The 23,601-nt window shown below is 37.2% G+C and carries 17 protein-coding genes, 1 CRISPR repeat array and 1 riboswitch; of the genes, 6 read left to right on the forward strand and 11 right to left on the reverse strand.

Going from position 1 to position 23,601, the window contains the following annotated elements; genetic code table 11:
- Positions 1 to 257 precede the first annotated feature (257 nt).
- From serS to IV81_RS07965, 4 genes are all read right to left on the reverse strand, one after another.
- Positions 258 to 1,532, reverse strand: a complete 1,275-nt coding sequence (gene serS / locus IV81_RS07950; RefSeq protein ID WP_057804021.1) for a serine--tRNA ligase — start codon at positions 1,530 to 1,532, stop codon at positions 258 to 260.
- Between the two features lie 276 nt (positions 1,533 to 1,808).
- Entirely contained in the window at positions 1,809 to 2,441 is a 633-nt protein-coding gene (locus IV81_RS07955) for a deoxynucleoside kinase (protein WP_057804024.1), read from the reverse strand.
- A 77-nt stretch (positions 2,442 to 2,518) separates the two neighbouring features.
- Positions 2,519 to 3,982 carry an amino acid permease gene (locus IV81_RS07960; protein WP_057804027.1) on the reverse strand — a complete coding sequence of 488 codons (1,464 nt, stop codon included), beginning with the start codon at positions 3,980 to 3,982 and terminating at the stop codon, positions 2,519 to 2,521.
- A gap of 114 nt (positions 3,983 to 4,096) precedes the next feature.
- A riboswitch (Lysine riboswitch) is annotated at positions 4,097 to 4,274 on the reverse strand.
- 29 nt (positions 4,275 to 4,303) lie between these two features.
- Positions 4,304 to 4,804 (reverse strand): GNAT family N-acetyltransferase, encoded by a 501-nt coding sequence (locus IV81_RS07965; RefSeq protein WP_057804029.1) that lies wholly within the window; start codon positions 4,802 to 4,804, stop codon positions 4,304 to 4,306.
- Between the two features lie 100 nt (positions 4,805 to 4,904).
- Between IV81_RS07965 and IV81_RS07970 the strand changes: the two genes are divergently transcribed.
- Both IV81_RS07970 and IV81_RS07975 read left to right on the forward strand, forming a co-directional pair.
- A complete protein-coding gene (locus tag IV81_RS07970; protein WP_236696854.1) occupies positions 4,905 to 5,711 on the forward strand; it encodes a lp_1002 family arylesterase in 807 nt (268 codons plus the stop codon).
- Positions 5,712 to 5,827: 116 nt separating this feature from the next.
- Positions 5,828 to 7,090: an LCP family glycopolymer transferase gene (locus IV81_RS07975; RefSeq protein WP_083484704.1), complete on the forward strand. Its 1,263-nt coding sequence runs from the start codon at positions 5,828 to 5,830 to the stop codon at positions 7,088 to 7,090.
- Between the two features lie 272 nt (positions 7,091 to 7,362).
- A CRISPR array of direct repeats spans positions 7,363 to 9,181; the repeat unit is 36 nt; unit sequence GATATTGAACCTACTTCTTTAACATCCCTCTGAAAC.
- Positions 9,182 to 9,209: 28 nt separating this feature from the next.
- On the opposite strand, the gene csn2 is transcribed toward IV81_RS07975, so the two are convergent.
- From csn2 to cas9, 4 genes are all read right to left on the reverse strand, one after another.
- Positions 9,210 to 9,881, reverse strand: coding sequence for a type II-A CRISPR-associated protein Csn2 (csn2, locus tag IV81_RS07980; protein WP_057804034.1), 672 nt, complete (start codon positions 9,879 to 9,881; stop codon positions 9,210 to 9,212).
- The gene (gene cas2 / locus IV81_RS07985; RefSeq protein WP_057804035.1) at positions 9,878 to 10,183 is read right to left on the reverse strand and encodes a CRISPR-associated endonuclease Cas2; all 306 of its coding nucleotides are present in this window, start codon (positions 10,181 to 10,183) and stop codon (positions 9,878 to 9,880) included. The genes csn2 and cas2 overlap by 4 nt, the downstream gene beginning before the upstream one ends.
- The gene (gene cas1, locus IV81_RS07990) at positions 10,161 to 11,066 is read right to left on the reverse strand and encodes a type II CRISPR-associated endonuclease Cas1 (protein ID WP_057804037.1); all 906 of its coding nucleotides are present in this window, start codon (positions 11,064 to 11,066) and stop codon (positions 10,161 to 10,163) included. Before cas1 ends, cas2 begins: the two co-directional genes overlap by 23 nt.
- 211 nt (positions 11,067 to 11,277) lie before the next feature.
- Positions 11,278 to 15,384, reverse strand: a complete 4,107-nt coding sequence (cas9, locus tag IV81_RS07995; RefSeq protein ID WP_083484705.1) for a type II CRISPR RNA-guided endonuclease Cas9 — start codon at positions 15,382 to 15,384, stop codon at positions 11,278 to 11,280.
- Positions 15,385 to 15,549: 165 nt separating this feature from the next.
- Between cas9 and IV81_RS08000 the strand changes: the two genes are divergently transcribed.
- The 3 genes from IV81_RS08000 to IV81_RS08010 all read left to right on the forward strand — a co-directional run bounded on the left by IV81_RS08000 (position 15,550) and on the right by IV81_RS08010 (position 17,724).
- Entirely contained in the window at positions 15,550 to 16,317 is a 768-nt protein-coding gene (locus IV81_RS08000; protein ID WP_057804040.1) for a hypothetical protein, read from the forward strand.
- Between the two features lie 92 nt (positions 16,318 to 16,409).
- Entirely contained in the window at positions 16,410 to 16,640 is a 231-nt protein-coding gene (locus tag IV81_RS08005) for a cytochrome b5 domain-containing protein (RefSeq protein ID WP_057804042.1), read from the forward strand.
- An 88-nt stretch (positions 16,641 to 16,728) separates the two neighbouring features.
- A complete protein-coding gene (locus IV81_RS08010) occupies positions 16,729 to 17,724 on the forward strand; it encodes an aldo/keto reductase (protein WP_057804044.1) in 996 nt (331 codons plus the stop codon).
- Between the two features lie 96 nt (positions 17,725 to 17,820).
- Here IV81_RS08010 and IV81_RS08015 read toward each other — a convergent pair whose 3' ends face one another.
- The 3 genes from IV81_RS08015 to IV81_RS08025 form a co-directional block, all read right to left on the reverse strand.
- On the reverse strand, positions 17,821 to 20,352 hold the full coding sequence (locus IV81_RS08015; RefSeq protein WP_057804046.1) for a M1 family metallopeptidase: 2,532 nt from the start codon (positions 20,350 to 20,352) through the stop codon (positions 17,821 to 17,823).
- A 62-nt stretch (positions 20,353 to 20,414) separates the two neighbouring features.
- The gene (locus IV81_RS08020; protein ID WP_057804048.1) at positions 20,415 to 21,818 is read right to left on the reverse strand and encodes an MFS transporter; all 1,404 of its coding nucleotides are present in this window, start codon (positions 21,816 to 21,818) and stop codon (positions 20,415 to 20,417) included.
- A gap of 93 nt (positions 21,819 to 21,911) precedes the next feature.
- Positions 21,912 to 22,550, reverse strand: coding sequence for an FMN-dependent NADH-azoreductase (locus IV81_RS08025; protein WP_057804050.1), 639 nt, complete (start codon positions 22,548 to 22,550; stop codon positions 21,912 to 21,914).
- Positions 22,551 to 22,630: 80 nt separating this feature from the next.
- Here IV81_RS08025 and IV81_RS08030 point away from each other — a divergent pair, with 80 nt between their 5' ends.
- Positions 22,631 to 23,566 (forward strand): helix-turn-helix transcriptional regulator, encoded by a 936-nt coding sequence (locus IV81_RS08030; protein ID WP_057804053.1) that lies wholly within the window; start codon positions 22,631 to 22,633, stop codon positions 23,564 to 23,566.
- Positions 23,567 to 23,601 lie beyond the last annotated feature (35 nt).

A 23,601-nucleotide genomic window follows, 5' to 3' on the forward strand; every position in this document is an offset into this window, starting at 1 on the left:
TCCCAACTGAGCTAATCCTCCAAAACCTCGTGAACACATTTATATATAATACGGATTATTCCACAATCTGTCAACGCTTTTTCAAAAAAAGTTTTATTTTTTCTTATTTAGTTGCAAAAACACTCTGAAATGGTATCAATCATCCTCATTTGGCTTACCTATTCTATCTATTCGAACGTGACAGCACCTATTAAAAAAGATGACTTACATTGACTACGGCCAATATAAATCATCTTTTAAAATTAAAAATATACTTACTATTTAATGATTGTTGTTCCTTGCATATATGGAATCAAAGCTTCCGGTACGTTAACCGTGCCGTCTTCATTTTGATAATTTTCAAGGATTGCTGCTACCGTTCGGCCAACTGCCAAACCAGATCCATTCAATGTATGGACATATTGTAACTTACCATCCTCGTCTCGATAACGAATGTGCGCCCTACGCGCCTGGAAATCAGTACAATTTGAACAGCTTGAAATTTCGCGATACTTATCCTGTGCGGGAATCCACACTTCAAGATCATGCGTCATCGCTGCAGTAAAGCTCATATCACTTGTTGTTAGAGTGATCACCCTGTATGGAAGGTTAAGTTTTTGGAGTAAGGTTTCAGCGTGTCGTGTTAATTTCTCCAATTCATTCCATGACTCTTCTGGTTTCGCAACTTTAACCATTTCAACCTTATTGAATTGATGCATTCGAATTAATCCACGCGTATCACGGCCAGCACTTCCGGCTTCAGAACGAAATGCTGGTGACAAAGCCGTTACGTTGATTGGCAATTGTTTTTCATCCAAAATCTCATCTCGATAGAAATTAACAAGAGGAACTTCTGCCGTTGGAATTAGAGTCAATTCTTCGTCCTTAATTTCATAGCCCGCGTGTGTTTCCTTAAACTTAGGGAATTGACCCGTACCGAACATTGATTCATCATTTACCATATAAGGAGTAATTTCTTCGGTAAATCCTGCGGCATTATTTTGATCTAAAAAGAAATTGTAAACGGCTCTTTCAAGACGTGCTCCATCTCCAACGTAGTACACGAATCGACTACCAGATACCTTTGCCGCCCGTTCAAAGTCTAAAATCCCTAATTTTTCTCCAATTTCCCAGTGTGCTTTAGGCTCAAAGTCAAACTGACGAGGTGTGCCATTTTTACGTAATTCGACGCTGCCCTCTTCGGTTAAACTAACTGGTACGTCTGGATGTGGTAGGTTTGGAAGATGTGCCGCCAGATTTTCAACAAGTGTAGCTGCCTTTTGCAATTGTTCATCAAGTTCTTTAATGTCTTGACTTACTTTACGCATTTCTTGAATCTTATCGTTGGCATCCTCTTTATTGCGCTTCAACTGTGAAATTTGATCGGAAACTTCATTCCGCGTCTTCTTTAAATTTTCACTTTTAACAATTAAATTACGTCGTTCATTGTCCTGAGCCAAAAGTTCATCGATTGTCTCAGGCTTAACGCCTCTCGTTGCTAGCTTTTCCTTAACTTCGTCAGCATTGTTGCGAATCATCTTTAAATCTAGCATAATTTTTCCTCCTTAAAATTAAAAAAAGAGCCTCCATCCACATTGGGACGAAGAGGCTCTTTTCGCGGTACCACCCAAGTTCACCATCGCTGGTGCACTTAAAGACGATGATAACGGAATCACCGTGTGGCATTACCCACCTTAATTTAACTGACGCCGGAATTTCGGTTAATCCATCCCACCAGCTTGGATCTCTCTGAAAACCTACTTAAAACGTCTTTTTTACTTGCTATTAACTTATACCCTCATTCTACAAAAAAAGTCTGAAGATATCAATTAGATTGTTGCGATCTTTTCATCAATTAGTTTAATTACTTTTTCTCGTGCGGAAGGATCCTCGACAAAATCATATCGATCTCCGTCAATTTTAATTTTGGCACTTTGATTGTAGTTATCAAACCAAGCAACATAACGGTGATTTAATTCCTTATAGTAATCGTATAGTGACGGATCGTTTTCAATCTGTTCAAAGGAACGACCACGTTTTTTAATTCTTTTAAGCATCGTATCAAACGAGATATCAATATGCACCAAAAGATCTGGATTCTTTTTATATGACAGTCGTGGTAATTCCTGCATCATGTTACTAAGGAGTGAATCATAAATATCTACCTCAGTATTGGTTGCCCGTCCTAAATCAGCATTCAAATGGAATAAAAGTGAATCCTCGTAAATCGAGCGATCCATCACGCTTTCCAATTCACTGTTGGCCATTTTAATGCTATCCATTCTTTTATTCAAAAAATAAATTTGCAATAAAAAGGCATACCGCTTTGGATCTTTGTAAAATAGCGGCAAAATCTTATTGTCATCAACCGACTCATAATAAGCATCACTATGCCAGTGATCTGTTAGTAATTCTGTAAGCGTCGTCTTTCCTGCACCGATAGGACCTGATAAAGCAATCATTTGGAATACCTCTTTTTTCGTTTTTTAGCACTACATATTGTACCACCAAACGAATGCAAAACAATATCTTGAAAAAATTATTCTTTCGTGATATCTGGACGACTCAAATCAATCTCATCCAGCGGGATCAATTTTGTTCTGTACTTAATCTTATAGTAACTGTACAAGACGATAAACAATGGAATTGCCATATAAGTAATTCCAATTGCCTGCCAATCAAGGTTTGCTAAGGACTTTAAATCTTGTCCAATAATTACCAAAATACTGAGGGCAAAGGCAAAGATTGGTCCAAATGGGAACCATTTTGCCCGATATTTAAGCTCTGATAGATCATGTCCTTGCTTAACAAATGCACGTCTAAAGCGCCAATGTGCGACCGCAATTCCGACCCAAGCAACAAAGCCTGTTAATCCACTGGCCGCAACCAACCACATGTAAATTTTAGGTCCCATAATACTTGAAATAAATGTCAAAAGTCCAACGACGGTAGTACCTAATAATGCAAAGTATGGGATTCCACGCTTGGAAGTCTTTCCAAAAATCTTTGAAGCGTAGCCATCTTTAGAAAGTGCGAATAGCATCCGAGTTGATGCGTACATCCCTGAATTTGCGGATGAAAGCACCGAAGTTAGAATGACCGCATTCATTACTCCAGCCGCACCCGCCAAACCAGCACGCCGGAAAACCAATGTAAACGGACTAATGGAAACATCACTAGCTGATGAGCCTAAAAGATCTGGACTCGTATATGGAATAATACATGCAATAACAAAGATAGCTAAGATATAGAACAATAGTATGCGCCAGAACACCTGACTGATTGCCTTTGGAACGCTTTTTTCAGGATCTTCAGATTCACCAGCGGTAATTCCAATTAATTCAGTACCTTGGAATGAAAAACCGGCAACAACAAAGACGCTTAAAATTGCGGGAATTCCACCGACAAATGGCGCTTTTTTATAGACAAAGTTCTCCAAGAAGGTTGCCTTGCCGCCCATAATTCCTACAATTGTTAAAACTCCAACCGCAAGAAAAACAATTACCGTAACGACTTTAATTAAAGCAATCCAATATTCCGTCTCGCCAAACGCCTTAACAGTTAGGGCATTGACTAAGAAAACCAGTACCAGGGCTAGTAAACTCCATATCCACCCTGGGACGTTCGGAAGCCAAAATTTCATTATCAACGCAATGGTACTAATATCAACTGCAACTGTAATCGCCCAGTTAAACCAATAATTCCATCCCATTGCAAATCCAAATGCTGGATCAACATACTTAGTTGAATATGTTGCAAAAGATCCTGAGACTGGCATATAAGTTGCCATTTCGCCCAAACTGGTCATTAAGAAATAGACCATAATCCCCATTCCAACATAGGCAATCAAAGCTCCACCGGGTCCAGCGGTTGAAATTGCTGAACCACTTGCTACAAATAATCCTGTTCCAATACTACCTCCAAGAGAAATCATCGAGATATGCCGAGTCTTTAAAGCTCGTTGTACCTGTCCGCCACCTTGGTTACTACTTTGTTCTGCCATGCGAGAACCTCCTATAAAATTATAAAGAGGCGCCGTTGATTTTTAAAAACAAAATAAAAAGTCTCTTTGTGAGCATCCCTACGCACAAAAAGACTGTTTAAGATCATTAGTCAAATCGTAGATAGCGCTCCGCAATTTCCATTGCGACAGTCCCTAGTTTATTCAACCAGGGCCCAAATCATACATGAATAAGCATGTAATCATTTCGGCCTCGCTTCCTTTTAATTCGGATCATTGATGCTTAGTCATCTAACCGAACCTAATCATAATTGAGGCAACCTCTTCTTTCGATGTGACTCAAATTATAGCAAATTTAAACTATTATTCAAGTCCCTTTATAATCATTTCGTATCGAATTTCAGATTTTAGCTGTCCGTTATATCCTGAAACGCTAGTCGTCTTTCTGGAAGATTTTTGAAACGAATTCTTTTCCAAGACTCGACTAGAAGCCACGTTTTCTTCAAAAACACTGGCCGAAAGTCTTAAAGTTCCCGTTTTTTGTTTTTCAAAATTTTTTATTGCAAAATAAACAGCTTTTGACATGATTCCTTGATTCCAATAATTCTTTTTTAATAAGTATCCAAGTTCATAGTGGTTAATCTCCTGTTGATCGAAGAAAAAAATACCACCAATCACGTGGTCATCTTCATCAGCAATCGCTAAGAACCCTTGTCGCCCTAACATTCCCTTAAAAGCCATCCATTGCTCAAATGGATTTTCAAGAATCTTCATTCCCGATGGCTCAGCAATTTCAGGATCACCGATTAAGCGTTGATAGTCTTTAAAATCTTTTTCTAAAAAGTATCTTAATTTAAATTTCATAACGCATTTACCCGCATTTTCTTTTGTTAATATTCATAAAAAGATTAAAATATATATTGGTCGTATCCTAACCACATAAAAATCAAACGTTTTAGAAAGGATGTCTATTGTGCAAATATTTAAGAATAAACTCAATCAAACTAATTCTACCTCAAAAGCTGAATTAATTTCATACGTTGATCCCAGTCTAACAGACAGTAAAAGTCCGTCAATTATATTTGTTCCGGGCGGATCATACACTCATATTGATTTTAAGCAATCCGAAAAAATTGCGCTCCGTTTTCTATCATACGGTTTTCAATTTTCAATTTTACGTTATTCATTTGTGGACGAAGTTTCCCCATTATTCCCTGCCCCACTAATTGAATTGGCAGAAGCAATTAATACCACGCGCCAAAATTCTGAAAATTGGCAAATCGATTCTAAAAAAGTGATTCTCATGGGCTTTTCCGTTGGTGGACACATCGTTAGCAATTTTAACAACAGTTGGAAATCTGACTGGCTTACGGAAAAAACCGGCATTAAGTCTGATCTTCTGCAACCTTTCGCTACCATCCTTGGATTTCCAGTTATCACTCCAGAAGATGGATTCCCTGATGCAGACACCTTATCAACATGGTCAGACAATCCTCAAATGATCGCCGCCGACCAGCATGTCACTAGCGACAACGCTCCGACATTTATTTGGGCCACCGCCGATGACAGTCTCGTTTCATCAGCTAATTCAGTACATTATTTTCTTGCACTTCAGTCCAAAAAGGTTCCATCAGAACTTCACCTATTCCAGCACGGCCCACATGGTATGGCACTTGCTGATGAAACAACGGCTTATGATGAACGTCACGCTGACGCTCGTATTTCAGAATGGTCTAAAATGGCAATCGATTGGCTGCAGGAACTATCCTAAATACGCCACATTCTATTATTAATTATTAAACTTTTGTTAATAGGGTAATAAATTAACTTTAATATTGGTATTATATTAATAATTGAATTTTTTAGTATAACTCGGAGGAAAATTGCATGGATTCTGACTCTCGCAGATCTAGAGGGAACCGATTCAGTGGAAATCGGTTTAACAACCCATCTGAAAATAAAGTCGATGGCGTTAACAATAACAAACAAAGACGAGGAAGCAATCGTCCGCCTCGGCAAAATAAATCCAGAAAAAGGCTAATAGCAATTATTCTTACCGTTGTGGTCGTTTTGTTAACCATTTTGGGTGTGAAAAAATGGTACGATGCTAAAAATGCGGTCGATTCAATCTTCGATAGTGCTAAAATTCAAAAAGCACGAGATGTCTCAGTGGCTCTAAAGAAGAGTAAGCCAATTTCAATCTTACTGCTTGGAACTGATACTGGAGCCCTTGGCCGTAACTATCGGGGACGAACGGACACCATCATTGTCGCAACCTTGAATCCTAAAAAGAAAAAAATGACTTTAACAAGTATCCCACGTGATACTGCCATGTCGATTCCAGGTTACTCCAATTACTCCCCCTCTAAAATTAATTCTGCTTACGATTTTGGTGGCGCTGGAACCGCGATAAAGTCGGTTGAAAAACTACTAAATATTCCAATTGATTATTACGGATTAATTAACATGGGTGGCCTTGAAAAAATTGTGGACGGCGTTGGCGGAATCGACATTACCCCGACCCTAACCTTTAAGTACGGCAATGCGAACGTCAAAAAGGGTAAGAAAATCCATTTGGCTGGAAAAGCAGCACTTGATTATTCACGAATGCGCTATGACGATCCTAAAGGTGACTACGGTCGCCAGACTCGCCAACGACAAGTGCTAATGGCAATTTTACGAAAGAGTGATTCGATCACCGCCCTTTTAAATAAAGACTTTTTGAAGTCGCTTCAAAAACAAACTAAAACCGATTTAACGTTTAATGAATTATTAACTTTATCGACCAACTACAGGGTGGCTACCCATCATCTAAAATCCACTCATCTTCAAGGAAATGGTGAGATGATTAATGGTGGTGCCTACGAAGTTGTTCCTAAATCCGAGCGTCAACGTGTCACGAACTTTATCAGAAGCGCTTTGGAACTCAGCAAAAAAACCACTGGAACAACCGGCTTAAGTAGTTTAGTTACAGGTGAAGTTGACGATGATGCCACCACAAATGGTTCAGAATCATCATCGGGCACCGCTAACCAGTATGGATCTTCCGCTGGTACTAATACCACTACCGGTACTGGCGGTGGTTACACGGCACCACAACAAACTACCCCAACACAAGGAACCCAAACACAAGGGTTGACTGGATATTAAATTTAATCAAATAAAGACCCCCACTGAGGTCTACCGCAAAAGTTAAAGTGAAAAATTAACTTCTGAGATAGACCTTGGTGAGGGCCTTTTTATTTACAGGACTATATACCAAAAGACGTTGACTTTCATACTTATTCGGTAACGTTGTTTAGGGTACAATCCTACTTTTAATTATTTTAAAGCAAAACGGTAGCTACTCCGTCATTAGTATTGAATTTATTTCTTTAACATTCTTCTGAAAAGTATAACGTAACATATTGATTTTAGTATGCGATGTTGAACCTACTTCTTTAACATCCTCCTGAAACATCCATTAGCAATCGCATTGAGTAATAGTTGATATTGAACCTACTTCTTTAACATCCCTCTGAAACTTTAATCGGAATTCCTTCGAAAACACTTCTGATATTGAACCTACTTCTTTAACATCCCTCTGAAACTCGTGTGCACACAGCTAGGATGTATGTGGAGATATTGAACCTACTTCTTTAACATCCCTCTGAAACAACAATTGAGATAATGCCACGATTGGAATGGATATTGAACCTACTTCTTTAACATCCCTCTGAAACCTGACGCTGTTTTGGCGGTTACTACTGGAAGATATTGAACCTACTTCTTTAACATCCCTCTGAAACCCATGCTCACATCCAATGCATCCGCTATTTGATATTGAACCTACTTCTTTAACATCCCTCTGAAACGATTTCGAGGGCGATGAAGAGGAAGGATATGATATTGAACCTACTTCTTTAACATCCCTCTGAAACGGATATCGTGATTGATTTTATGTTTGAATGGATATTGAACCTACTTCTTTAACATCCCTCTGAAACACTGTTTCCAAATTAACGTAACGTGATGCCGATATTGAACCTACTTCTTTAACATCCCTCTGAAACCTGGGTGAAAAAATGGGTCTTCGAGTTGCGGATATTGAACCTACTTCTTTAACATCCCTCTGAAACATAAAGGAGTTATGAGTTTTAGTTACGACAGATATTGAACCTACTTCTTTAACATCCCTCTGAAACTTCGCATCAATCCTTGAATCTCATCATCACGATATTGAACCTACTTCTTTAACATCCCTCTGAAACGGCTGTACCTTGGTAAATCAATTGGAATTGGATATTGAACCTACTTCTTTAACATCCCTCTGAAACCCATTTTCAGGTTTATATCCCATTAAATCGGATATTGAACCTACTTCTTTAACATCCCTCTGAAACGATATAGTAGGATACCTGACAACATCAAAAGATATTGAACCTACTTCTTTAACATCCCTCTGAAACAAACACCAAAAGCTGAACGTGATAAGATTGGATATTGAACCTACTTCTTTAACATCCCTCTGAAACTGGGCAATTGATATGTTAGGCATGACTAGTGATATTGAACCTACTTCTTTAACATCCCTCTGAAACTGCCCTCATCGGTAACCTCACTCCAAAGCGGATATTGAACCTACTTCTTTAACATCCCTCTGAAACAAATGCAGACCCCATATTACTAGCCGGTCCGATATTGAACCTACTTCTTTAACATCCCTCTGAAACTATAGTTGGTTGTAGTTGTCATGATTATATGATATTGAACCTACTTCTTTAACATCCCTCTGAAACTCTAAAAACGATATAACCGGCTTGTGCTAACGATATTGAACCTACTTCTTTAACATCCCTCTGAAACACGATCGGATTCCATGGATAAGATTTGTTTGATATTGAACCTACTTCTTTAACATCCCTCTGAAACTACCACTACTTAAATCAACCTTATCAGTCGGATATTGAACCTACTTCTTTAACATCCCTCTGAAACTGATTATCTAGTTAAACAGATGATTGGCACGATATTGAACCTACTTCTTTAACATCCCTCTGAAACCTGTTAAATGCTCGATATTATCAATGTTTCGATATTGAACCTACTTCTTTAACATCCCTCTGAAACGCTTATCGGCTGTAATCGACTTAGCTTTCAGATATTGAACCTACTTCTTTAACATCCCTCTGAAACGGTGCGCCTGCCAATACATCAGCACACTACGATATTGAACCTACTTCTTTAACATCCCTCTGAAACCGTTTATTTCTAATGAAAATATAATCGGTTACAGATGCCAGTCAACGAAATCGGCGTCAATATAGTAAAATTCACTATTTTTATAGAACTCCTGACATCCTATTTCTGTGAATTCAATTAAAACTAATGATTGATTAGTTTGTTTAACTAGTTCAATTAAATCTAAATACTGCGATGGCGTTAAATAATGAGCTACATTCGTTAACACCACGCAAGATTTAATATCACATTCTTCATGAATCTTTAGAACCGACTCAATTATACCATAGGGATTATTTGTCAATACTGGATCAAAACGAATATTACAAAATTTTAAAAGCCGTTTGATTTCAAAATCGTAATCAATGCTGATAGGTAGATCTAGCATAAATAATTGTTCAGAAACCGTATTAAAAAGTTCATTCATCTGATCATGAATTTTGTTACGATTTTCGTCAACTAACGAATCACTATATAACTTTTCAACCTTTGATAGGTATTTTTGAGCAACTAAAGTTCCGTCACCAACATCACCAATCCAATCGGTGATCTTTCCAACTTCAATTTGATTATATTGGTCATCGACAATTTCAATACACTCGTTTTTATCCTGAAATCCGTTAACCAAATCTGTATAAACAATTGGACTATTCGTCCCAACAACGGTAATTTTTTGATTATCAACCTGGAAAGGGATATGTGTTTTATAAGAAATTTTCATAATATTACGGTCCGATCTGAGGTGTTTCTGACATCTTCAACTTTTTCTCCAACTAAAAAATGCATGTCATTATATTGCTTTTCCGTTAACATCAGCGCCTGAACCGTCCCATTATCGGGTAAAAATGTTTTAACTCTATTTTCCATGTATTTAGCCGATTTTTGTGTAACACAAACACGAACGTAAACTGAATACTGAATCATTAAAAAACCTTCGTTAATAAGTTTTTTTCTAAAAATTCGATACTGGCGCCTTTGCTTAACCGTCTCGACTGGTAAATCAAACATTATCATTAATCGCATTATTCGGTACCTCATTTATTATTTCCACCCCAATTTTAACTTCTTTAATTTTCCCGGAAACATATTTCAAGCAATTTCGGACGTGTTCCGTAATTGCATTCCTAAGAATCGTTCTTTTACCATTAAATTGAATTTCTAAACTTAATAGTTCGACTAAGCCATATTTAATGTCCGGCGTAAATTGATTAAATTTCTGATTTGCTACCCAGAAATCAACAATTGGCCGAAATGGTTCCATTAAATCCGACGACAAATTAAACTGATTTTCATTACTTGAATGATGAATACCCAAGTACGTGGTGTATCCATTTGCAACGACTTCTTGGTTAACCGCAGATAATAAAATCGTGTATCCATAGTTTAATGCAGCATTAATAACCGATCCATCTCTTCTAACGAAGCCATTTTCAAATAAATCCGGAAAATATTTTCTCGCAATGACGGCTTCACGATTTGTAGCGTCATTTAATTCCAATTTTGCTAGTTCACGCTCTAACTCATCCGTTTCACAACCCATTATTTTTAAAACATTAATTTGATTTATTATTTTACTCCCGACAATTTTGGTCCATAAAATATTTTGTAATTCTGGATTCCAATTCAACTGTTCCCTTAAAATTAATTCATTTCGATTAGACGGATAGTATGTATACACCTCGCCGACTGGTGCCTTATTCTCGTCCGTAAATATAATTTTAATATTCTGCTTTATCAGTTCACTAACCAATGCGGTTGTAATTACAGCTTGTGTTGTTGAAATTAACAACAAATTAATATCATCAATTGGGATCTGATTAACCCCATCGTTAGTTTGAACAATCATCGCTCTTGCCGAATATGAGAGCTTTGCGTGTTGCGTAATAATAACTGATCTCCATCCCATACTAAAAATTCCTCCTTGCATTCTAAACATATTTACCTTATATTTAAGGTGTTGGGTAGCTCCCAACAATTGAATTTACTTCTTTAACATCCTAATTTGAAATCAAGCAATGCACTTCGGTGCGGAGTTTACACATTTGTCGTCTTTATAGGCGCGTACATAAAGAAAAGAGGAACGTTCCTTAATGGAAGTTCCTCTTTTTGTGCTCTCATTAAAGATCGCTTAAATTTAGTTTTCTTTCAAAAAGTCCAGTTGGTGATTGATAAACCAAAGAAGCGTCCATCGATAATGGAATACCACTTTTGCTCTGCATCTTTCCAAACGGCGTTGAGATACCCAAAGCCTTCAGATCACCAAGCGCCGCATTTGCGTGTAAGCCATTTAAAATTTGCGTCAAAACCGCTCTTTTACCCATTTGAACTAATTTTGTACCATCAAATATATTATTGATTGGTAATTCAACAAACTTCACTCTATTATCATTCAATTTCTTTCTAAAGCCGTTCGTGTCATATAAATTAAACGCTCGATTAACCACTCCCAATATCTCATCGTAAACATCAATTAAATCTTGATTTTCATCATCAGGATTATACTTTTTATTGTTTTTAATAACTTTTAAAGATTTTTCCGAAAGCACCAATTGTTTAGCATTATATTTATAAGCTGAGCTTCCCAGCATCATTTTTACCTGACCATCTTGAATTAATTGACGATAACCAACTTTTCCAACTAAAATTCGGAATGGTGTTGTCACTTCTTCCTTCGCTTTAGTTTTTCGATTTGTTTTAATCTTCGTGAAATTTGGCTTCAACACATCATGGAGTGCCGTAAGATACTGATCGTGATCATCGGCTGCTAATTGTTCTAATCGGCTAACCGCCCGTGTCGGAACGCCGACCACTTTGAATTTCTCGCCCTTTTTGTCTTCAACAGCAACGATTGCCATATAGGCGTCAGTATTTCCACTGTATCCGCCATAAATTGCAGTATCCTTGCCCTTTTTAATTGGAATTAATTTTTTTGAATCATTTTTCGAGGCGGGATAGATTGTCTGATTGAACATTGCCCCGTGCCTAGTGTAAACTTCCCTCGAAACTAACATAAACTTGTAATTATAAATGTTCTTAATGTCCCTTATCGATTCCGCTTTAGACCAAAGGATTTCGTCCGTTTCATTATCCTCAACTTTATCTTTATTAAATAAATTCAAAAAATTAAACTTTCGAATATCGTCATCGGTTTTATTTAATTTTTTAAAGTCACCATATACAAAGTACGACCTTAATTTAGGATATCTTCTGTAAAGAAAATTTCCGACAAATACTGTTATATAAGCATCAAAAGCATGATGGTAATCATTTACTTCCCGCACCTTCACTAAATCAAACATATCCCGGAACTGGTGGTTTAGTTTGGCAGGTATTTCTAAAATTTCTGTTTCTTCTGGATATAATCCTCCCAGAATATTCGCGGTCAGCTTAATAACTTGGCTTGTTTCCACCAATTGACGCCTGATAAACCCTTGTATTGTGTATTTATCAATTGTGGCTGGGTCGGTAGTCAAGTTCTTGTACTTTCGTTTGGTAATCAATCCTTCATCAGCAAGTTGCCGCCAAAAATTACCCATCTTTGCGCCAAATTTATGCAGCGGAACTGTATCGCTCTTCTCACTATTATCACTTCTGTTTGTTAAGACTCGATTGTCCAAGGAGTCATCTTTTAAAAATGACTGTGGCAAAACATGGTCGATATCGTAATTATTTAACTGATCAATGTCAATCTTCTTTCCCGTATAAATATCCGTTCCCAACTGAGTAAAATAAAGATACATTTTATCCGTCATTTTTTTCTTAGAAGTTAAATATTCATTTAACTCTAACTTTAAAGATTCACCGACAACTTTCTCGGCCGCCTCTTTATATATATCAGACAGCCGCTTAATTCGACTATCCGTTCTTCGAGGATTTTTATCAGCCGAGCGTGTAAATTCAATTGCAATTTTCTGAGGTTTGTTTCCCATTGCCTTTTCGATATCCTGAACAACCTTCACAACTTGTCGGATTGCTTTTTTATTCTGTGGTGAAGTATAGGCGTCGTTTAAAATGGCATCAATTCCATTCCAAGGATTATCGGGATCGTTTGCTTTAAATTGTTTTGCATTTTCTGCATGAATTAATTCGGCAAAATCGTCTTGACTCTGTAGCTGCATGAAATTAAGGTTCGTATTCCAAAGCTCGTCTAAAATTGAGTTTCCTTGCGAATTCTTTAACCCAACTAACAGCTTTTTAGAGAATCGACCCCACCCTTGATAACGTTTAGATAAAACTTTTTTTCTTTGCTCATCAGTAAGCCAAGTAATTTCGTTTAATTTGCTATTAAAAATTCCACGGTCTTCAAAGATCGTCGACCATTCGATAATGTTTTCAAGATCCGTTTGATATTCTGGATCATCAACGATGTCACCAAATATTAGTTTAAAATCATGATACGTTCCTAAATTTGAAAGAAATTTTTTAGGATCGGCCAATCCCTCTACTACCACCGTTTTTAACTTCTTGGTTACTTCAAAATATTTTTGTAACTGTTTTAGGGTGACCGTTTTACTATTCTTAAACAGTTCATTATAAATATCTTGTTTATCATTAACGCTCAACTTCTGTCTGTTGATCCGAACGTTGTTTAATTCGTTTAAAACACTATATTTTTCGTAAATTAGGCTTTCAAGTGGTAAAACATCCTCAGCTAATAAGTATGTATCTTTGGTAGTCATGCGTCGGATAAATCGGTTTGCGGACTCGATGCGGTCAACCTTTTCGTCAAAGTTCCAAGGAGTAATCTGCCCATCTTTTTTTCGTTTTAACCACGAAAAATCAGAATTTTCAGCACCCGATGTAGGCCCTATATAATAAGGAATTTTAAACGCGATTAATTCGTCTAATTTATATTTTGCCTGCTTTAATCGCTTCTTGTTTGGATTTGCTTCCTTTAAAAAAGGATAATATTTTGCTTGGTTTTCAATGATCAAATCTAATTCTCGTTGATGCAATTGGTGTGGGATAACTCCATTTTTAGATGTTCGCTGTTTTGGAAGAAATTGATCTTGTTTAATTCGTTTAATAATTTCTTCTGCATCACTAGAATTATCAAGATTTTTTTGAATTTCTTTATAAAACTCATCTTTATCCTTATATTTATTCTTATCTTTATCCGAAATAAGGTCCGTGTCTTTACCAACAAAGACATTATAAATTCCTTGAATTTTTTTAGCTTTTTTCCGATCTTCTAAAGTGGTCATCACGTTCTTCAACAATTTTAAGTCGTGCTTGTGATCGTTATACTTCCTAACCATTGCAGAAGATAATGTTTCTCCGTTTTCAACAATTTCATTCAATGAGATACTGTTAAAAATTGAATGTAAAACTTCAACCACTTCAAGTTGGCTTTCAGTCAAGGCTACAGGCACATTGTCCAAGCGATCATCAAAATCTTCATCCCCTAAGCTAATCGTCCATTCTTTTTTATCTTGATCAGGAATTTTTGTCACTAACGCTAAATTAAATTTATATCCCAAAATCGCCTTGCTAAAATTACTTGCCAAAGCGGTATTTTCTTTTTTCAATTGTTTATCATCGGTATCAACGTTCAGTAATTTAGCGACTTGTTTTTGTTTTTCCATCTTAAAAAGATCATGATTTAAAAGGATCTTCTTAATTTCATCGACATTTTCAATGTTCAGTTCAAAAATATTTTCATCGTCAATTTCCTGATACAATTCGTTTAGTCTTGAAAAAAGTGCACTAAAGTCAATTTCTTCATTTTTAAAATGATTCATTGGGGTCGTATTCAGAAAATTCCCCCGATATTTAATTATATGATGCATCGCTAAATAAATTTCACGTAGATCAAATTGACGATCTTTCTCCATTAAGTGCTTGCGTAAATGATACATTGTTGGGTTATCTTTATAAAACTGATAGTCCGTTCGATCCGGAAATAATAATGATCCTTCGAATTTTTTATCTTTTCCCGCTAAACTTGAATTCTTTAAACGCGCAAAAAAAGTTGGATCAATCTCTGATATGTATGGCTCAAAAATTTGGTTTAACAAATTAATCCGCCATTTTCGGCGTGATAGTCTCCGCCGAGTTGTTCGAAATCCACGGCGTTCAGCTGCGGTATGTCCTTCTTCAAAAAGACGTACGCCAATTGCCGTTTTCCCCTTCACTCGAACCAATTTGTCTTGAGCATCTGTAACGGCAAAACCGACCGACGATGTCCCGATATCGAGACCAATGTTATAAATTCTGTTGTTCACTTTTAATTCCTCCAATCCGTTATCAATTCTCACTATATCGGATTATTATCTATAATACAACTTCAATTAAAGCGTTTTCTAAACGTAATAAAAGGTTACATACTTAACTTATCTCTATGATAAAATAAAGCCAAATATAGTAATTGATTTTTGGAGGAAAGCACTATGAAAAAACTAACGTCACTTTTCCTACTCTCAGTTATCCCACTTACGCTTGCTAGCTGTGGTACAAATACAAATAATAAGAAGAATTCATCCAGTTCAACGTCAAAATCAGAAAAGGTCACCAAAAACTCTAGCTCCAAAAAAGCATCAACAAAAACCATCAGTAAAGATGAAGCAGTTAAAATTCTTAACGCTCATGGATACAGTGGAAATATCAGTGGTGCCGAAGTAACTCAATCTTCTGAAAATAAAACGGTTATAGAAGCTAAAACTGGTAACGATGACAAAAGCAAAAATATCTATACTTTAATCCCCAGTGGAAAAGATCAAGTTAAAATTACGGCCAAATTTACCAAGGAAAATAGTAATGGCGAATTCCAGAAAATTGATTCACCAGCTGGAATTGAAGAAAATCAGACGGTCAAGCGTTCTCCAAATGAAAATTCATCCGCTAAAAGTAGCAGTACTACTACTTCTCAATCAGCTAACAATCTCAATCGGGAAGAATTAACTAGCGCTGAAAAAAAGAATCACAATCAACCCCTACCTACCGAATCAATTCAAAATAGCCAAGAAGCGGTTAACCTGTTAACTCAAAAATATGGTAATCAAAATTGGAAGGTTAACTTTGATTCAATTGGTAAATCATCACCAATCTATTTCCACATCACAGGTCAAAATGGAAACGCCTTCTACGTTTACGCTGACGGCTCCATTCAAAACGCTGATGGGGATTTATCTTCTTTTTCAAATAAAATAAAAGATTAGTTCCATATCGCTTGTAAACGAATTCAATTTAGATTATGGTTAATTTGTTGATATCGTTGTCCATAAATCAAATTTATTAAGGAGCGAATAACATGAAAGACTTTACTAAAGAAGAACTTAAAAATTTTAACGGTCAAGATGGCAATCCAGCATACGTTGCAATTGACGGTACAGTTTACGATGTAACTGACATTCCGGCTTGGCAAGGTGGAAAACATCACGGTAATTTAGCTGGATTGGATCAATCTGAAGCAATTCGTCAGTCTCCCCATGGGTTAGGAGTACTAGAAAAACTACCTAAAGTAGGAAAATTGGTTGACTAAATTCCATAAAAGGGCTGCGACGGAATGCTTTGTTGTGGCTTTTTTAATTCATTTTGAAAATATACGCTGTATTTGAAAGGAAGATTATATGTATAAAGCCGATGAAAATCGATATAATAATTTAATCACTCGCCATGCTGGTAAATCAGGTTTGGTTCTGCCACCAATTTCACTTGGACTTTGGCGCCACTATGGTAGTAAGGATCCACTGCTTCCACGTCGAGATGTAATCCTACATGCCTTTGATCGTGGAATTTTCCATTTCGATGTCGCAAACCATTACGGAAATGACACCGGCGATTGGGGTAGTACTGAAAATTTACTCGGCCACGTTTTAAAGACCGAATTAAAACCTTACCGCGACGAGCTTGTCATTTCAACTAAAGCTGGCTATGAAATTCATGATGGTCCCTTCGGTGTTGGAACTTCACGTAAAGCCCTTTTTCAAAGCATTGATGGTTCGCTTAATCGTCTCCAATTAGATTATGTTGACATCTATTATGCACACCGCTTCGATGATCAAACTCCGATTGAAGAAACCGTGCGAGCATTGGATGATATCGTTCGTCAGGGCAAAGCACTTTATATTGGAATTTCAAACTATGAAACTCCTCAAGCAAAGAAAGCGATTCAATTATTTAAAGATCTTGGGACACCATTTGTTTTGGATCAAATGAGTTATAACATTTTAAACCGTGACGTTGAAACAAGCGGACTAATCGATACCTTGGGTGCAGAGGGAGCCGGCTTAATCGCCTATGGACCGCTGGCCGAAGGTCTCCTTTCGGATCGCTACTTGGGTGGTATTCCTGATGACTTCCCAATCCATCGAACAAATAGTAATTTGTTACTTGATGGAACTGAAAAATTGGTAACTCAGTTAAACGAATTAAACCAGCTGGCCCAAAAACGTGGACAAACTTTGAGTCAATTCGCTCTAGCATGGCTTCTAAAGGATCCAGTCGTAACAAGTGTTATTATTGGTACCACAAGTATTGAACATTTGGACGAGAATTTAAAGACACTTGAACATTTAGATTTAACTAAAGACGAATTAGCCGAAATCGATCAAATTTTAAAATAAAAAGAAAGGACCATGACAAAAATTATTTTTGTCATGGTCCCTTTACGTTCCAGAAGATTTATTACAATCCCCATTTTAGAAAGTTAATTACTTAATTTAAACCAAACTCTCGATGGCTTTGTTTACTGCAATCCCTTCATCTTCCACAAGTTGGACGCGTCCCTCAATTACCTTAATATCCATTTGAATCTCACGCGTTAGTCCTGGCGTGTTTAGTTTTGGCTCAAAGAACTGCTTAAATTCTTGTAGACGTGCCGCAGTGTGAAAAATTCCAGAGATTACTGTGATGTAAGTCGTGAATTCCATATCTCCACCCACGGTGTCTTCCAACCATTGCCAATCATTTCGAATCCAATCCCATGCTGCCTGCTCTCCAACTGGATTAGCAAGTACACCACGGAACCATGCTCTTAAATCTTGTGGCTTGATTGTATTCGCATCTTCAAACTTTGTGACCAATTTGTCAATTAGAGCTGAATCGGTTGTCGCAGTCAAAGCCCTTGTAATATCAACCTTGTAACTTGGGTTGGATGTCTTCTGATATTCCCTTAACAGTCGGTCAAATAGTTGCTCATCACCAAAGTTTTTTACTTCATTACTTAAAATAAATGCCCGTATATCAGCTGATAGTGCCTCTAACTGATCTTTATTTTCGATGAAAATTTCGTGTGCTTTGGCAATTGAATCAGCATTTTTAGCATACAAAGCCGCGTTTAAAACGTATGGGCGAGTCAATTGGTCATCATTTGTCTCTCCGGTCTTTGGTAACCATCCCAAACGTTGCACCTGGTTGGCACTTAACTGATCAAATAGTTTTTGTAAGTTTTTTTCTTCACTGCTTGCGACCTGGACAAATTTTTTCAAATCACCTGCCAAACGGTAAAGAGCGTCGTTAACAATTGAAAACTGACTTTCTGAAAATTTGTTTAGGAGCGGCACAATTGTTGCGTACGAAATCTGGTTTCCTTCCGCTAATAAACGTAGATCTTGCAATAGTTGTAACTGGTCAATCGCATCTAATTGATTTACGTTCTCCAAGATATCATCAAGTAGAACCTTGTCATAGCTCACAATAAAGTGGGAATCGTTGCCCACGTTTACTCGGAATGGCTTTCCATTTTGCTCGCGTAGAGCTGCGTAATCTCCCAAGTCAACTTCAGCTTGGTCCATTATCCGAGGTGCGTTTTCATAGTTGGCATTCAACGGAATCTGCCAAATCCGGCCGCTCTGCTTGCCTTCTCCGATGAAGAATTGTTTTTGTGATAAAACCAAGCGCCCGTTAACTATTTTAGCCGACACAACGGGATATCCAGGTTGTTCTAACCACGACTCCATAATTGTGCCAACGTTAATCCCTGCCGCATCTCCAAGCGCTTGCCACAAATTAGCACCCGTTGCATTACCATATTGATGAGCAGCAAAATAGTTTTTCAATCCAAGACGTAAAGCGTCATCTCCAATCAACGCACGAACCATAACTAGCATTCGAGCACCTTTGGCATAGACAATCGCCCCATCAAACAATGCGTCAATTTCAGCAGGATTATTTACTTGAACGTGAACCGATTGTACTCCATCGGTTGCATCTCGTTGCAGTGCAGCAGGAGCCTCTGAAGTCTGGAAAAGCTCCCAAATATGCCAGTCGGGCTCTAACGCATCCACCGAGACGTATTCCATCATATTGGCAAAACTTTCATTTAACCAAAGATCATCCCACCATTGCATTGTGACCAGATCACCAAACCACTGATGAGCCAATTCGTGGGTAATAACCGTTGCCACCACCTGTTTCATGTCCAATGCTGTGTTATCGGGATCTAGTAGTAGATATGCTTCACGATACGTTACTAATCCCCAATTTTCCATTGCGCCAGCAGAAAAATCAGGTAAAGCTAATTGCCAAGAATGTGGTAATGGATACGGCGTTTGATAAAAGTCTTCGTAGAATTCAATTGCCCGTTTTGCAATATCTAATGCAAAGTCTAATTCATTTGCTTTATGGGCCTTCGTTGCAAAAACACCGACTTGAACCCCACTTTTTGTTTCCGTCAGTTTGCTTTGAAGCTCGCCAAACGCAAACGCAATTAGATAGGTTGACATTTTCACCGTCGTATCAAAGTAGTGAACACCATTTTCAGTTTTGATTTCTGGCATATTGCTTAGAATTGTTTCGCCAGCATGTTCATCAAATTTAATGGCCAAGTCAAAAGTTGCTTTGGCTTCTGGTTCATCAATTCCAGGAAAGGCCTGTCTAGCAAAGGTGGTTTCAAATTGGGTCCCAATAATTTGCTTCTTTTCACCATCAATTTCGTAATATGACGGATAAATTCCCATCATCGAATCCGTTAATTGAGCCGTATAGTCGACCTTCAACGTGACCATTCCTGTGTCGGCCAACTTAATTCGAATTGCTTCATTTTCGTTATCAGTTATAAATGATACATCCGAACCATCCGCTTGAACCTTTGATACTTTTAGTCCTTTTTGATGAAGGGCAATTTCTTGCGTCTGAGCATCACCGGTAATTTCAGTTTGACCCGTAATTTGTTTCGACTCTCGATTTATATCCAAGAAAATATTGTAGTGTGTCGGTTGGAACATATTATAAAAGCGTGTTAATTCAGCCATCATATCCTCCTTGATTTATAAGAATAATTTAATTATACGTCTTTTACATATGAAAAACTGTTTTAACTCATTTTTTGATTTGATTTTATATTTAATAAACGGTAGAAAAGCATAAAAATAATTAGTCCAAAAAATACAAGTAATATAAAAGCTAGCTGGCTTCCGGCACTGATATTTTGTGCTTTAGTGTAGTCGCCTCGATTGACCGATCCCATCAACAAAGCTAAAACCGTCGTTCCAATCGCCCCCGTAACCTGTTGCCCCGTGTTATATAAAGCATTAGCATCATTTTGAAAATCCTTATTGATATGCTTTAATCCAAACGCCACTGAATTACCAAATGCCATCGAACGTCCAACCGCAAAAATCAAATAAGCGATTGTCACACCCCACACGCCTAGTTGCGGACCAAAAAGTGCTAGTCCTAAAAGCGATCCGGTAAATAATATGTCTCCCAAATAAAGTGGTAGTTTCCCACCAAAATTATCCAGCATCCAACCGTAAATTGGTTGACCAAAACCGTTTAATAAACTTCCCGGTAATAAAATTAATCCTCCGACCAAAGAACTCGCTTGGAATACTCCTTGGACATAATTGGGTAGTAAGAAATTAATCCCCACATTAGCAAATTGCAGCATGATATACGGCAAAAAACTGTATAAAAAAGATTTTTCTTTAAAAACTGCCAGTGAGAAGAGTGCTTTAGTGGCATTCTTTGAAAGGCGTACAAACATACTTGTAAGTACAATACTCAGTAGGATTAGTCCACCAAAGACGATATAATTACCGGATCCCAAATTGTTTAATCCGACAATCAAACTGACCAATGATAGTCCCAAGATAATAAACCTCGCCCAATCAAATGCATATTGATTTTCGACCGGAGAATATTGCTTAATCTGTTTTGCGCCCATAACCAGCAATATAATCGCTAATGGTAAAGTCAGCCAGAAAATCATTCGCCAACTAGCAAATGCGACAACTGCTCCACCAAAGGTCGGTCCCATTGCTGGAGCAACCAGAATAATTAAATTGGCTAGTCCAATGTACGTTCCCAATTTTTGTGGCGGAACGACATCCAAAATTATATTGACCATTAAAGGCGTACATAACCCAACGCACCCGGATTGGATCAAGCGTCCAATCAATAAAATCGGAAAATTAAACGCGGCGCCACAAATAATATCGCCGACACTAAAAAGAATGGCAGCGGCAGTAAATAATTGCCGATTAGTGAACCGCCGCTTCATATAAGCTGAGGTCAGCATCACTAAAGCTGCCATTAGTAGGTAACCAGCTGTTACCCATTGCACCGTGCTCAACGAAACGTGAAACTCGCGCATCAAAGCCGGAAAAGTTACATTCATCGATGTCTCGGTTAATACTCCCATGAAGGACATCAAAGCGACAATCGCCACCACTACCATCGGTTTGGACTGCCGTTCGTTTTTAATCGACTGATTCATTTAAATTCTTCCTCTCATTTTTAAACCATATAATTATTATGATAGAAAGAATCATCAAATCAAGCTTTATTTATACCAATTAAGGTCAATTTTTTACTTATAAAAACGAACAAAAGCTTTCTGCATTGCTTCAGGAACATTTTTCCAAACGTCTTTTTCGTCCAATAATGCCGTTCCCTGCGCCCTAACAATGTTAAAGTCTTCAAAGCCCATTATTTCTTCAAACATTTTTTGCAAAAATAATCTTGAAAATTCTAGGGGCGTGTACCGATCGTTGTTAGTATAAATTGAGCCACTTGCTTGTAGTAAGAGTGCCCTAAAATTATCCGTCATCAACCCAACTGACCCATCATCAGTATATCTAAACGTTTCGCGTGCAATTAAAATATTGTCAATATAGTCTTTCATTCTAGACGTGACGTTAAAGTTATGGAGAGGTGAAACAACCACAATTCGGTGGTGCGCTTTAAATTGATCCAAAAGTTTTTGGGATGTTTCCGCAACTTCTTTCTCATCGGCAGTTAAGCTTTCGTTGTTCAGTTGTTTATCCCACACTGTTAATAGCTGATGTTTTTCAATGCGAGGAATCTTCGCTTCGTATAAGTTTAAAATCGTTGGTTTTTCATTAGGAAAACGTTCCTGATACATTTTTAAAAATAAATCCTGTAATTTATAAGAAAAATGCTCTTTATTTTTATAATCTGGATGTGCATTAATGATTAGTGTCTTCATGTTGTGGTCCCCCTTTCTACTTTATACAAATAGAATAAGGTATAATGGTGTCAAAATATGTCACCTTTAAAGGAAAATATATGAAAAAATCCGAACGCTTAAATCAAGAACTAATCTTTTTGAACAACAAATATTCGTTTCAATTAAAAGATTTAATGCATGAATTCAGCATTTCAAAACGAACCGCACTGAGAGATATTGAGGCCTTAGAATCAATTGGACTCGCTTTATATTCAGAATCTGGGCGCGCCGGTGGATACCGAATTATTAATCAAGACGCACTAATTCCGATTTACTTCAGCGATGAAGAAATCCAATCCATTTTTTTCGCTTTAAACGCGTTAAATTTGCTCTCTAGTACCCCATTTGAAAAATCTTATCCTAAAATTCAAAAGAAACTTTTTCAAACACTAAGTGAGGATAAACAAAAAAATATCTCTGCCATACTAAAAGTTGTTCATTACTACAATATTGCACCTGTTAAAAAAATAGATAATTTAGAGCAAATTTTAAAATCAATTTTAGCAGAACGACCAGCCGTTCTAACGTACACCCAATTTAAAGCGACCAAAATTAAAATTCAAATTTACGAGCTTTTTTACCGAAACGGAATTTGGTTTACTAGCGCTTACGATTTTGATAGCCATCTTTGGGGGACATATCGTTGCGACTATATGTCTGATCTAAAAATTGATGTCGATTCCCCAACCACCTTTTCACTTGAAGACCTGAAACAAATGCAGATCACTTACGAAGAGAATTTCCACAATATCCCTTTCAAATGTAAACTAACTAAATTTGGCAAAGAACTTTTTCAAAAAAATCACTATCCAAATATGCATTTGGAAGAACAAAATGGGATTTCGTATATTGTTGGTGGTTATAATGAAAGCGAAATTGATTATATGGTCCATTACCTAATTACTTTTGGAACTGATCTCCAAATTGAATTTCCTAAACAGTTAAAGCGGTCTTATCTTGTTGAACTTCAAAAAATTATTAACCAATACCAATAATCACGTTTTGGGCGTGTTATAAATTAAAAAAGTTG

This window comes from Pediococcus stilesii, from assembly GCF_001437075.1.
GTDB lineage: Bacteria > Bacillota > Bacilli > Lactobacillales > Lactobacillaceae > Pediococcus > Pediococcus stilesii.